The organism is Staphylococcus sp. GDY8P67P, from assembly GCF_017892545.1.
Classification (GTDB): Bacteria; Bacillota; Bacilli; order Staphylococcales; family Staphylococcaceae; genus Staphylococcus; species Staphylococcus ureilyticus.
In genome coordinates this window covers 225024-238567 of the sequence record NZ_JAESLH010000022.1, presented here as the reverse complement: position 1 = coordinate 238567, position 13544 = coordinate 225024, and the positions used below count along the sequence as shown (strand labels likewise).

Annotated in this window: 14 protein-coding genes; 1 reads left to right on the top strand and 13 read right to left on the bottom strand. The window is 31.1% G+C overall.

From position 1 onward, the window contains the following. The first annotated feature begins 98 nt into the window (after positions 1–98). On the top strand, positions 99–197 hold the full coding sequence (prli42, locus tag KA833_RS09040; protein WP_150822912.1) for a stressosome-associated protein Prli42: 99 nt from the start codon (positions 99–101) through the stop codon (positions 195–197). A gap of 170 nt (positions 198–367) precedes the next feature. Here prli42 and KA833_RS09035 read toward each other — a convergent pair whose 3' ends face one another. From KA833_RS09035 to nusB, 13 genes are all read right to left on the bottom strand, one after another. Next, on the bottom strand, positions 368–1363 hold the full coding sequence (locus KA833_RS09035) for an aromatic acid exporter family protein (protein WP_046208199.1): 996 nt from the start codon (positions 1361–1363) through the stop codon (positions 368–370). Positions 1364–1375: 12 nt separating this feature from the next. Further along, positions 1376–1813, bottom strand: coding sequence for a bacilliredoxin BrxB (gene brxB, locus KA833_RS09030; RefSeq protein WP_046208198.1), 438 nt, complete (start codon positions 1811–1813; stop codon positions 1376–1378). A 215-nt stretch (positions 1814–2028) separates the two neighbouring features. Then, positions 2029–3309 (bottom strand): dihydrolipoamide acetyltransferase family protein, encoded by a 1281-nt coding sequence (locus KA833_RS09025; protein WP_064208924.1) that lies wholly within the window; start codon positions 3307–3309, stop codon positions 2029–2031. Positions 3310–3321: 12 nt separating this feature from the next. Next, positions 3322–4305 carry an alpha-ketoacid dehydrogenase subunit beta gene (locus KA833_RS09020; RefSeq protein WP_210128470.1) on the bottom strand — a complete coding sequence of 328 codons (984 nt, stop codon included), beginning with the start codon at positions 4303–4305 and terminating at the stop codon, positions 3322–3324. Continuing rightward, a complete protein-coding gene (locus KA833_RS09015; RefSeq protein WP_210128469.1) occupies positions 4298–5296 on the bottom strand; it encodes a thiamine pyrophosphate-dependent dehydrogenase E1 component subunit alpha in 999 nt (332 codons plus the stop codon). The genes KA833_RS09020 and KA833_RS09015 overlap by 8 nt, the downstream gene beginning before the upstream one ends. Positions 5297–5312: 16 nt before the next feature. Next, on the bottom strand, positions 5313–6734 hold the full coding sequence (lpdA, locus tag KA833_RS09010; protein WP_070658613.1) for a dihydrolipoyl dehydrogenase: 1422 nt from the start codon (positions 6732–6734) through the stop codon (positions 5313–5315). Between the two features lie 493 nt (positions 6735–7227). Then, positions 7228–8136, bottom strand: a complete 909-nt coding sequence (locus KA833_RS09005; RefSeq protein ID WP_210128468.1) for a phosphate acyltransferase — start codon at positions 8134–8136, stop codon at positions 7228–7230. A 73-nt stretch (positions 8137–8209) separates the two neighbouring features. Beyond that, positions 8210–9889, bottom strand: coding sequence for a DNA repair protein RecN (recN, locus tag KA833_RS09000; RefSeq protein ID WP_064208921.1), 1680 nt, complete (start codon positions 9887–9889; stop codon positions 8210–8212). A 20-nt stretch (positions 9890–9909) separates the two neighbouring features. Continuing rightward, positions 9910–10362 carry a transcriptional regulator AhrC/ArgR gene (gene ahrC, locus KA833_RS08995; RefSeq protein WP_019468379.1) on the bottom strand — a complete coding sequence of 151 codons (453 nt, stop codon included), beginning with the start codon at positions 10360–10362 and terminating at the stop codon, positions 9910–9912. A 319-nt stretch (positions 10363–10681) separates the two neighbouring features. Beyond that, complete coding sequence (locus KA833_RS08990; RefSeq protein ID WP_145381185.1) at positions 10682–11569, bottom strand: polyprenyl synthetase family protein; 888 nt, start codon at positions 11567–11569, stop codon at positions 10682–10684. Continuing rightward, positions 11556–11801: an exodeoxyribonuclease VII small subunit gene (locus KA833_RS08985; RefSeq protein WP_103161483.1), complete on the bottom strand. Its 246-nt coding sequence runs from the start codon at positions 11799–11801 to the stop codon at positions 11556–11558. The genes KA833_RS08990 and KA833_RS08985 overlap by 14 nt, the downstream gene beginning before the upstream one ends. Then, the gene (gene xseA, locus KA833_RS08980) at positions 11791–13131 is read right to left on the bottom strand and encodes an exodeoxyribonuclease VII large subunit (RefSeq protein ID WP_210128467.1); all 1341 of its coding nucleotides are present in this window, start codon (positions 13129–13131) and stop codon (positions 11791–11793) included. Before xseA ends, KA833_RS08985 begins: the two co-directional genes overlap by 11 nt. Positions 13132–13145: 14 nt before the next feature. Further along, a complete protein-coding gene (gene nusB / locus KA833_RS08975) occupies positions 13146–13532 on the bottom strand; it encodes a transcription antitermination factor NusB (protein WP_210128466.1) in 387 nt (128 codons plus the stop codon). Between the last annotated feature and the right edge of the window lie 12 nt (positions 13533–13544).

Here is a 13544-nt window from a genome sequence, read left to right as displayed (position 1 = left end):
TACATTGATAAAATAGTAGTGACTTGAAATATTGTGGATGAGTCACAGTACAATATTGCTTTTTAAAACGCATTTGATATATTTTGGAGGAATTAAGTTTGAATAACAATAAAGTGCTAAGATTTATAATTGTAGTTATGTTGATAGCAGTCGTACTTGCATTAATCTTGACGAGTATCGTTCCTTTAACAAATTAAAAAATGAAAATAAATATTAATTAAAATTGTGTCATGTATCATTTAGCGATGTAAATTATATTGCTTTATGGTACATTTTTTGTGCTTTTTTACATTAAAATGACCTAGGTAAAAGAAAGTGAGTGCGCCATTTCTTTTACCTAGGTCAAGGTGATTATTATTTATGCATATTATGAAAAAATTGTTGATTTTGTATCTTTATGTAATTTTAAGGATCCGAATTGTGATTTAACTTCTAAATATTCTTCTAATTCATTGAGTAATTGTTTAATGCTTGCTCTAGTTCTGAAAGAAGCATGTGAGTTTGGTAACTCTAATTGATCTAACTCTAATTTGATTTCATAAAGAGAATGCAAGCGTAAAGCAGTATAATCATTACTATTTACGTTTTGAGCTACCTCTAAAAACAAACTACTGATTTTATCTAATAACGTGTCTTTTGTTTCAATGTTTTGTATCATTTTAGACATTCTTTCTAATAATTCTAACTGTGCTTCTCTCATATCAAAATAATGATAGTAAGAATTTTCATTACGTACAAAATGATTTTTAACATCTCTAAATGCAATTGATTTTGCTTTTTGTATCGTAAGTTGTAATTGATTGAAGGACATATCTAAAGAAGGGTTAGGTGCTTTGCAAGTAGTACTGAATGTTTCAAAGATTTTTGTGAATTGATTTTCTATTTCCTCTTTATATTGTTTTAGTTTAAAGTCTAAACTAGGCATGATTAAATTCATTAAAAATGCAATACCAAGACCAACGATTAACAATAAAATTTCATTGATAAACAAGTGTATGTCAATGACTTTAGCATTAAATACATGCAGCAAAATAACACAACTTGTAACTACTCCCTCTTGTACTTTAAAAACAACAGTGAGCGGTATAAATAAAAGTACGATCACACCTAAAATAATCGCGCTTTGACCAAAATAACTGAAAGCTATTGAGCCAATCACAAGGATTAATATACAAGAGACAAATCTAGATATTATCGCTTGTAGTGAATGCACTTTTGTATGTTTAATACAAAGCACCACTAAAATGGCACTAGAAGCAAAATTATCTAACCCCATTAATTTAGCAATGATAATTCCTAGTGCCATACCTACAGCAGTTTTAATTGTTCTAAATCCGATTCGATATGGATTTAATCGCATCATCGATGTTAACCTCTATCTTTCATCACAATAAGTATCAAATAAATTTTGTAATTGATTAATAACATCCATCACATCGTGGCCTTCGATTTGATGGCGTTCTATCATTTGTGTGATTTCACCATTTTTTATTAATGCAAATGATGGGCTTGATGGTGCATATCCTTTAAAATAATCTCTTGCTTGTTGAGTTGCTTCTTTATCTTGTCCAGCAAACACTGTTACAAGTCTGTCTGGTAATTTATCATAATGTAATGCATGCGTAGCTGCTGGTCTAGCAATACCACCGGCACAACCACAAACTGAGTTAACCATTACTAGTGATGTGCCTTCTTGATTTAAGACTTTATCAACTTCATCAGCTGTCGTTAATTGTTCATAACCTGCTTCTTCGATTTCATTTCTTGCTTGGCTTACTACATCATTCATATATAAATCAAAATTTAAATCCATATTCAAATCACCTTTCGTTATCAATTTATTAATTTCATTTTACTAATATATAGACAATAGTTCAACATGTGTGTTTAATCTGACAACAAGTTCGTGCATCATGGAACCTTCAATAATAAAGTCTTTAAAATAAAAAAGTTAGAAATCAAAATAATGAAATTTGATTTCTAACTTACTATTTATCACATTTAATAGTATTTACCGATATTACAAAACTAATAAATGCTTGTGTTTTCTATAGAATATTGCTCGATTCTCGTTTTGACGAAATTCATAAATCTACCAGCTTGCAAGCCATCTAATATACGATGGTCGATAGAAATACATAAATTAACCATATGTCTAATTGCAATCATATCATCAATAACGACAGGTTTTTTGATAATAGATTCAATTTGAAGTATTGCTGCTTCAGGGTGATTGATAATTCCCATAGATGATACTGAACCAAATGTACCAGTATTATTGACTGTAAAAGTACCACCTTGCATATCTTCAGATCTTAATTTTTTATTACGTGCTTTTTGAGCTAAATCATTAATTTCTCTAGCAATGCCTTTTAAAGATTTTTCATCAGCATTTTTGATTACTGGAACATATAATTTCTCTTCATCAGCTACTGCAATTGAAATATTAACATCTTTATGCATTACTATTTCAGAATTTTGCCAGCTGCTATTTAGTAAAGGATATGCTTTTAAGCCTTCTGCTACTGCTTTTACAAAGAATGCAAAATAAGTAAGGTTATAACCTTCATTTTCTTTAAAACTATTTTTATGATAATTTCTTGTTTTAACTAGATTTGTAGCATCTGCCTCTACCATCATCCAAGCATGTGGGATTTCATTAACACTGTTGACCATATTTTCAGCAATTTGCTTACGAACGCCATTTACTGGTATTGCTGAACCCGGAGAGGGTTCATTATATTGCACTTGCTTATTGACTTTAGGTGAGTCTTTAGGCGCGATGATTTCTGAACCTAATTTATGGGTACCTTCTTTGATTGCTTTCTCTATGTCCTTTTTAGTTACTCTTCCTTCAAAGCCAGTTCCTTTAACTTGTGAAAGGTCAATTTGATGTTCAGACGCTAGTTTAAATACTACAGGTGAAAAACGTCCATTATTTTGAGGGCGCTGATCAGCTGCAGCGTTTTCGCTATTGTTTACATTTGAGTTACTCTCTTGAGTTTGTGATGTTTCTTTTACATCTTCAGGTTGGTCATTTGTAGCACCGTTATCGGTATTTTCATCTGATACATCTTCTTCAGTATCTAAGTAACAAATTACTTCACCTACTTCAACTGTTGTACCTTCCTCCACAATAATTTCACGGATTGTACCTGCAAATGATGATGGCACTTCTGCTGTAACTTTATCAGTTATGACTTCACAAAGTGGGTCATATTCTTCTATTTTATCGCCTACTGAAACAAGCCATTGTTCAATTGTTCCTTCATGTACACTTTCACCGAGTTTAGGCATTTTAATTTCCATGGTTGTGCCTCCTTAAAATTCTGCGAGTTCACGCATTTTGTTTTTTATTTTTTCTGGATTTATCATAAACTCATTTTCAAGCGTCGGTGCAAATGGCATTGATGGAACATCTGGCCCGGCAAGTCTCATAATCGGTGCATCAAGGTCAAATAAACAGTTTTCTGAAATAATAGCGGCTACTTCAGAAATAATACTTCCTTCTAAATTATCCTCAGTAACTAATAATATTTTACCTGTTTGTTTCGCGCGTTCAATAATTGTATATTTATCTAATGGATACACGGTACGTAAATCTACAACTTCAACATTGATGCCTTCTTCCATTAACATATCAGCAGCTTGTATACAATAATTGACACATAAGCCATAGGTAAATACTGTAATGTCATCTCCTTCACGTTTTACATCAGCTTTACCAATTGGCACCGTATAATATGACTCAGGTACTTCTTCTTTTAATAAACGATATGCTTTTTTATGTTCAAAGTATAGGACTGGGTCATTAGATTCGATTGAAGCAAGTAATAGCCCCTTTGCATCATAAGGTGAAGAAGGTATGACTATTGTTAAACCAGGTGTTGATGCAAAAATAGATTCTACACTTTGAGAATGGTATAAAGCGCCATGAATTCCACCGCCAAATGGAGAGCGAATGGTTAATGGACAGTGCCAATCATTATTTGAGCGATATCTCATCTTAGCAGCTTCACTCATAATTTGGTTGGTAGCAGGTAAAATGTATTCTGCAAATTGTATTTCTGCCACTGGTCTTTTACCCATCATTGCTGCTCCTATACCAGTTCCCACAATGTTAGATTCAGCTAATGGCGTGTCTAACACACGTGCTTCCCCATATTTTTGTTGTAATCCTAGAGTAACACCAAAGACGCCACCTTTTTTACCTACATCTTCACCCAATACAAAAACATCATTGTCTTTTTCCATTGCTTGGTCTAGACCTTGATGAATCGCTTCTAAATAAGATAATTTAGCCATTATTTAAGCTCCCTTCTTCGTAGACATGTGTGTAAGTTTCTTCTGGTGATGGATAAGGTGCTTTTTCAGCTTCTTTTGTAGCTTGATTAACAATTTCTTTATGTTCTTTTTCTATTTCATCCAACCACTGTTCATCAATAATTCCTTCTTCTAATAAGAAAGATTTGAATTTTTGATTACAATCCAATGATTTTAATCCTTCACGTTCTTCTTGTGAACGATATTTATCATCATCATCAGAAGAATGCGCAGTCAAACGTGTACACATCGCTTCAATTAAAGTTGAACCTTTGCCACTCAATGCACGCTCACGAGCCTCTTTCATAACTTTATATACTGCAATAGGATCATTGCCATCTACTTGTTCACCATGTATACCATATCCAATAGCACGATCAGATAATTTTTCAGCACCATATTGCAATGAGTCAGGTACAGAAATAGCATATTTATTATTTTCTATAACGCAAATAAAAGGTAATTTATGTACACCAGCGAAGTTTAAACCTTCATGGAAATCTCCTTGGTTAGAACTTCCTTCACCTACAGTAGTTATTGCAATATTTTGTTTACTGTCCATTTTTAAAGCTAGTGCAGCACCAACTGCATGTAATATTTGTGTAGCAACTGGTGAACCTTGAGATAGAATTCCTTTATCTTTTTTACTAAAATGAGATGGCATTTGTTTGCCGCCAGAACTGATATCATCACGTTTACCAAAAGCAGCTAACATTGAATCAAGTGGCGTCATACCTAAATATGTAACAAGTGCAAGATCTCTATAATAAGGTGATGAAATATCCCCTTCTTGCATTGCGAATGCCATACCTATTTGTGTAGCTTCTTGTCCCTGACAGCTTATTACAAAAGGTATTTTACCTGCACGATTAAGTAGCCACATGCGCTCATCAATTTTTCGGCCTAAATCCATCCATTTATACATAGATTTTAATTCAGAAGTATCAAGACCTACTGATTTATAATCAAACATTTTGTATCCTCCTTAATTAAACGTGAATCGATCTATTTTCGACTTTTAATCCTAATTCCATCAGCACTTCTGAAAGTGACGGATGTGCATGTGTAGTTAACCCTAATTCCAATGTTGAACCATTCATAAATTGAAATAATGATAACTCATTAATGAGTTCAGTTACGTGGGGGCCAATCATATTTATACCTAGGACGTTATCGTTTTCTTGATCAATTACAATTTCACAAAAACCATTCAAATTTTTTGTATTTTCAATGACTGCTTTTCCAATTGCCTTAAATGGAACTTTAAATGTTTTTGTTTTGAATCCTTCCTCATTCGCTAATTCTTTATTTTGACCAATACTTGCAACTTCTGGTTGTGTATAGACACATTTTGGCATTTTATTATAGTCTACTGAGATTGGTGTAGCATCAAACATATGCTCAATGGCTGTTATGCCTTCTTTAGATCCAACATGTGCGAGTTGTAATTTACCTATACAATCTCCAGCAGCATAGATATGTTTGTCTTCTGTTTGTTGATATTCATTTACGACTATATGGTCTTTATCCGTCAGTTTTATTTTTGTGTTGTTTAATCCAATATCTGTTGTATTTGGTTTACGACCTATGGCTACTAATAATTTATCAAAAACGAATAATTCTTCCTCGATTTGAATTTCAATACTGTTATCTTTAGTAGAAACATGTTCTTCAGATAGTTGGACATCTACATAAAAATTAACGCCACGTTGTTCTAAATCATTTTGCAACGCTTTTGCTATTGATTTACTTTCAGTAGGCAAAATACGTGGTCCTGCTTCGATAACAGAAACTTCTACACCTAAGTCCACCATTAAAGATGCAAATTCTAAACCAATTACTCCGCCTCCTATGATAGCAAGTGTTTGCGGTAATTTATCTAACTTCAAAATATCATCACTAGATAACACAGTGTTGCCATCAAAAGATAAAAAAGGCAAGGGCATTGGAGATGATCCTGTACAAATTAATACATTATTATTTGGAATTAATTCTGATTCACCATCATCATATTCTACTGAAATAGTGCCACTTTGAGGTGAGAAAATAGATGGACCTAATATTCGTCCGATACCATTAAACACATCTATTTTATTATGTTTCATAAGTTGTTCAACACCGTTAAACATTTGTTGGACTACTTCATTTTTACGCGTTTGCATTCTTGAAAAATTTAACTTAAATGCATCAATATCTACACCAAATTCACTTGAATTTGTAACTGTTCTTAATACTTCAGCGGATTTTAAGAGCGCTTTTGTTGGTATACATCCTTTATGTAGGCAAGTACCTCCTAAAAGTGACTTTTCTACAAGCGCAACTTTTTTACCTAATTGAGATGCTCTTATTGCTGATACATACCCAGCTGTTCCTCCACCTAAAATTACTAGATCATATTTTTCATCTGCCATATTTTTGCTCCTAACTGCAATCTTAGTATTATGTCAAAAATCATATTTAAACATTAAATTCGTATAGTATTTAAAATTCAATCTATAGTTTACAGTTTAATATTTATTTAAAAGAACATTGATAAAAGAATTGTATAGCAAGTTTAAAGTATTTAACAAACTGAATTGTTTAATGTTAATTAATTTAAACATACGAATAAAATCACCTTTGAATTTTAAAAGTGATTTCAATACAAATTTTTGAAATTTACTAAAATAACTTCATTTCATTAATTTTTAAAAACGAATACTTTCAGTAAAATGTTTAAATAATGAAATATGAATAGATACTATTATTACAATAAGTCTTATATAGAAAATCGTTACTTACTTTACATAAACAAGTGCAACAGCATTTAAATTTTCTATTAATTGATATCCTTTACTATCTTACATCAAAATTCAGTATTATAAAATTAATAACCTAAATAATAGTGTAAAAATTCAAATTTATTTAGTGGTTAAATTTATTTTGTGTTTTCAAAGCAAGTAATAAGGAGTTTAACTTATTTTGCTTACTTTCTGCCCTTGACGTGAAAACAATTGGGAATTTTGCGCCGAGTAACAAACTGGAAACAGAAGCATTTCCAAAATGAGTTAAAGATTTTAATAATGCGCTCCCAACATCTATATTTGAAACGATAAGTGCATCAACATCACCAGCAATACTAGATGTGTAATTTTTTTCAATCGCTCTTTTTTTACTGATTGCATAATCAAATAGAATTGGTCCATCTACTTTTACATATACATCCGAAGTTCGATTGAAAATATTTTTTAATTTTTCAGCATCAATAGATGATGGTATCTTTTTAGACGCATATTCGACTGCAGATAATAATCCAATATTAAATTTATCGTAACCTAATGTATTACTAAATGTAGTTAGATTTTTAATGATTTGCTTTTTTTCTTCTATCGTAGGTGCCACATTATATGCTACATCACTAATCATTAAAGTTTTATGGTAATTAGGTATACTAAAACACGCGACATGGTTTAAAAATCCATATTGGTCTATAAAATTTTTATTGCTTAAAATAAAAGAAATCATTGATGTGGCTTTCATTTTTCCTTTCATTAAAACAGTTACTTTACCCTGCGATAAATCGTCTGCGCATTGCTTAAGTAATTGATAATCACTTGAAAATGTTAGCACATGAATCCTGTTTAAGATTTGAGGTTCTAAATCAAAAGAACGAATGATTTCCGTAGTGTCTTGGGTATCATAAATAAAAATATCTATGTTAGTTAATTTTAAAGCCTTAACTAGTACTGATATCATTTTTTCATCATTTGCATATAAAACGGCTACATTTCCATTCATTGTTTCACATGGTTCAACTAAATGTTGGAATCGCATAAAATCAACATCCTTCACTGATTATTTATCTAACTCAGCTAGCACTTGTATTAACAATAGTGAATATAGATTTTTATTTTAAATTATGGTTCTGCTCTATCATTTCTTTCGCATTTTGTCTGGTTAATTCTGTCACAGTAGCACCAGAAATCATTCTTGCTACTTCATCAATACGTTCTTCTCCAGTCAATTCTTTAACTTGTGTTGTTGTTCGTTCATCATTAGAATTTTTACTAATAAATAAATGGTGATCACTCATGGACGCAACTTGTGGTAGATGTGATATACATATCACTTGTATGTGTTCAGCCAATCCTTTCATTTTCTCTGCCATCTTTTGGGCAGCCTTACCAGATACACCAGAATCTACTTCATCAAATAAAATCGCTGTCTGCCCTCTTGTTTTTACAAAGATAGTTTTTAGCGCTAACATAATTCTTGATAATTCTCCTCCAGAAGCAATTTTATTTAAGCTCTTTAAGGGTTCGCCTTTATTTGGACTGATTAAAAATTCCACAAATTCTATTCCTTCTCGGTTCGGTTTATCTAAAGGTTTAAATGAAATTTCTAAATTAGCATCATTCATCTGAAGGTTTTGAATTTCATCTACAATATGATTACGCAATGTTTGTGCAACATTTCTTCTTTCTTGCGATAACTTTTCTCCTAATTCCATAACATTTTTATATAAATCATCGATTTCTTGACGTAATTGAGCAGTACTTTCTTCATAATTTTCAATCTTATTAATTTCGTCAGCCATTTTATCTTGATACATAATTAGTTCATTAACATCTTTACCATATTTACGTTTTAAACTATTTAATAAATTCATTCTAGATTCTAATTCATTTAAATATTGTTCATCAAATTCTGTATTCGTTAAATCATCGTACAATTGATGTTTAGCATCCTCAAGCGTGTAATAAAATTGGTCGACATCTTCTTTTAGTTCATCATATTTATCAGGTAAAATTTCACTAATTGATTGTAACTGATTACTCAATTCGTATAAACGATCTGTAATGGCATGCTCATCTGTCAACGTGACGTGTGCATTGTTTAAGGCTAAACTGAGACTTTCTGAATTTTGAATACGTTTGATATCGCTCTCAAGTTGAGGGACTTCGTTTTCAATAAGATTCGCTTCTTGTAATTCTTCATATTGAAATTTTAACAAGTCTAACCGTTGTAATAACGCTTGATCGGCTGACTCTAAATCTGCTAATTCTTTTTTCTTAGCGCTGTATTTATCAAAAGTATCAACATACGATTCAAGCAGTGATTTATATGTATTTTCGGCATAATTATCTAATAAATGTAAATGATATTTTTGCTTTAATAATGTTTGTGTTTCATGTTGCCCATGTATATCTAATAATTCTTGCATTATTTTTCTCAAATCTTGTAAAGTAACTGTTTGATTATTAACTCTACAAATACTCTTACCTGAGCTAAATATTTCCCTTTTTACTAATAAAAAGTCTTCATCGATATCGATAGATAAATCATGAAGTATTGAAATGGCTTCTTTACTATTATCTATATCAAAAATTCCTTCAATAACAGCTTTTTTTTCACCATGTCTCACATAGTTTGATGAAGCACGCATACCAATTAATTGACCAATCGCGTCTATAATAATTGATTTACCAGCACCAGTTTCGCCACTCAAAACAGTTAAGCCATCACCAAAGTTTACTTCTAATTCATCTATAATAGCGAATTGTTTAATTGATAAGGTTTGTAGCATTTATAATCACTTCCTTATACTTATAATAAATTAAAGATACGTGTTTTAATTTTTTCGCTGGCTGATTCATCTCTGCATATAATTAAACATGTATCATCACCACAAATTGTGCCCAAGACTTCATCCCAGTCTATTTGATCTAAAATTGCCCCAATTGATTGAGCGTTACCAGGTAAGGTCTTAAGTACTAAAAGGTTTCCAGTACCATCAATATTTACAAATGAATCCATTAAATAACGACCAAGTTTTTCTAAAGGATGATATTTTCTGTCATTAGGTAAACTATAAACATATTGACCAGAAGGTGTAGGGACCTTTATTAACTGTAATTCTTTAATGTCGCGAGAAACAGTTGCTTGGGTAACATTTAACTCATATTCATTTAAACGCTTTACCAGTTCATCTTGGGTTTCAATTTTTTCATTAGATATAATTTCTCTTATTTTAATATGTCTTACTGATTTTTTTGCCATGTATAGCACCTCTGTAAACGAATATTTATACAATGATTTTAACACATGGACAATGATACTACTACTAAAGTTAATTTAACAGAAATACTTTTATTGACTGTTGTGTATACTGCCTGTCTATTTTCGAAGTGAATTAAAAATAAGCCATAATTAAATTTTGAATCACTTATACCGATACTATTTTAGTAACAAATGAATATTTATTTATAAAATTATAAATTTTTATAAATAAAAAATCACGCTACGAAAAGTAGCATGATTTAGCATAATTTAATGGTAGAAATTTTATAAAATCTGTAAAAACAGAATCTACGTCTGATTATGATTCTCTATAATTGAATAATTCTACGATATATTTTAGATTACTTGTGTCATATTGTTCAGGTAAACGAGCTAAACACGCATATGCAGATTCAGTATGTGATTTTAGCTTATCTTCTGCCCCGTTTTGACCTAATAATGAGACGTAAGTGCTTTTATCATTTTCAAGATCACTACCTGTAGATTTACCTAGTTTCGCTTCGTCTCCATAAATGTCTAATAAATCATCTTTTATTTGGAACATTAATCCTAAATGTTCACTAAATTTTTCTAATAAATTAGCTACACTTGGTTCAGCCTCGGCAATATCAACAGCTGCCATTACTGCAAATTTTAATAGCGCACCTGTCTTAGCTTGATGGATATGTTCTAAAGTATTTAGGTCTACCGCAGATCCTTCACCTTCACTTTGCATATCGAGTGTTTGACCACCTACCATACCTAAATGTCCACTTGCAGATGATAAGCGTTTAATCAGTTTTATTTTGACATTATCTTTCAGTTTGTCGTCGTTAACAATGATATCAAATGCTTTAGTGAGTAATGCATCACCTGCTAGTATTGCTTTCCATTCACCGTAGACTTTATGATTTGTCAATTTACCTCTTCGATAATCATCATCATCCATTGCAGGCAAATCATCATGAATAAGAGAATACGTATGTACCATTTCTAATCCAAGTGCTGAAGCGTAACCAAGTTTATAATCCGATGCTAGCATTTCCAATGTTAATAAAAGTAAAACAGGTCTAATTCGTTTGCCGCCTGCTTCTAACGAATATCTCATGCTATGTTCTAAATCTGTATTCAGTGATGAATTCGGAATTGAATTTTGTAATAATTCATTTATTTCGTCAGTTAAATTGTCTATTTTATGATTCATCATGATTTTCTTCCTTTTCAGTTTCTTCATCGCCTTCAACATTTTCTTCAGACATCAATTCGTTCACTTTTTTTTCAGCATTTTTCAATGTTTCATCACAATTTGCTGATAATGTCATACCTCTTTGGTATAAGTTTAAAGATTCTTCTAAAGAAACATTTTCATTATCTAGTTTTTGAACTATACTTTCTAATTCTTTCATCATTTCTTCAAAACTTTGTGATTTATTCGTCATCATTACACCTTACTTTCATAACTTGTGCATCAACAGAACCGTCTTTCATCGTTAATACAATATTATCATTTTCAGCTAAATCGCTAGTACTAGTAACTATTTTATCTTGCTTGTTCACAATTGTATAACCACGTAACATTGTATTGGTTGGACTAAGATTATTCAAATTCTCTATTTTATTAGTTAAATTATTTCTTTGTTTTACAATAAGATGATTCATTAATTTTACAAGATTCGTTTGTTTTTGATTGATAGTTGTTTGTTCTCTTTGAATATTTTGTTTGAAATGTTTTAAGTTGAAACTTTGTTTTATTAACTCTAGCTTTTGCTTATGTTGATTAACTTTAAAAGTAATAGCTAAATTAAGCTGTTTCTCTAAGTCATCCCGTTTTTGAATCTGTTGATCATATAACAAGGTTGGTGTTTTAAATTTGTAATATGAAGCAACGTGTTCTAAATACTGCTTTTGATGTTGAATCTGTTGTTTCATAAACCTGGTTAAAGAAAGTTTTTGTTGTTGAATATATTGCCTCAATTCATATTGATCAGGTGTTGCCATCACTGCTGCTTGTGTAGGTGTAGCAGCACGTGCATCTGCTACAAAATCACTAAGCGTAAAGTCTGTTTCGTGGCCTACTGCTGATATGATTGGCGTTTCACACGCATAAATCGCTTTGACAACATCTTCTTCGTTGAAGTTCCATAAATCTTCTATAGAACCACCACCACGACCAATGATTATAGTATCTACATTTAAATCATCAGCTTGTTTTATTTTTTCAATGATATCATACTTAGCCTGCTCACCTTGTACTAAAGTGTTGATTTGTATTTGTTCAACTAAAGGATATCGACTATTAATAGTAGTATGGATATCTCTAATCGCTGCACCCGTGCCTGCAGTCAGCACAGCGATTTTTTTAGGAAACTTAGGAATAATCTTTTTATGGTTTTGATCAAAATAACCATCTTTAGTTAATTTCTTTTTTAACTGTTCTAATTTTTGATATAAATTACCAATACCATCTATATGCATTTTATTAACATAAATTTGATAATTACCACGTCTTTCATATACAGAAACACGTGCTTCTAACAAAACTTCATCACCGTCTTTAGGTTCGAAGTCAATTTTTGAAGCATTTCCTTTAAACATCATTGCACTGATGACACTATTTTTATCTTTAACATTAAAATAGAGATGACCACTACTATGTTTTTTAAAGTTAGAAAGTTCACCTTTAAGCAAGACAGTCTGTAAGTGCGGATCTTGATCAAATTTATATTTAATATATTTAGTTAAAGCTGAAACGCTTAAATAATCTGACATATTATATCACTCTTTTACTCAATATTACTCAACACACCATTGATAAACTTATAATGTTCATCATCACTGAATTGTTTTGCTAATTCAACCGCTTCATTGATAATTACTTTTTGTGGCGTTTCACTATTTAGTAATTCAAAAGTTGACATTCTTAAAATAATTCGGTCAGATTTCAATAATCTATCTATTGTCCAATCTTTTAAATGTGGTGCAATTTTATTATCTAATACAGATTCATGATCTTTTACGCCTGTAACTAGCCAATTAATAAAATCAAACTCTAAATCAGGATTATCATCTTTAATAAAACTAATTGCTTCATCAATCGTTAAATCACTATTTTTCATTTCTAATTGAAATAGTGTTTGAAAGGCTTGTGTTCTTGATTCTTTTCGACTCATTATAAACTCCTT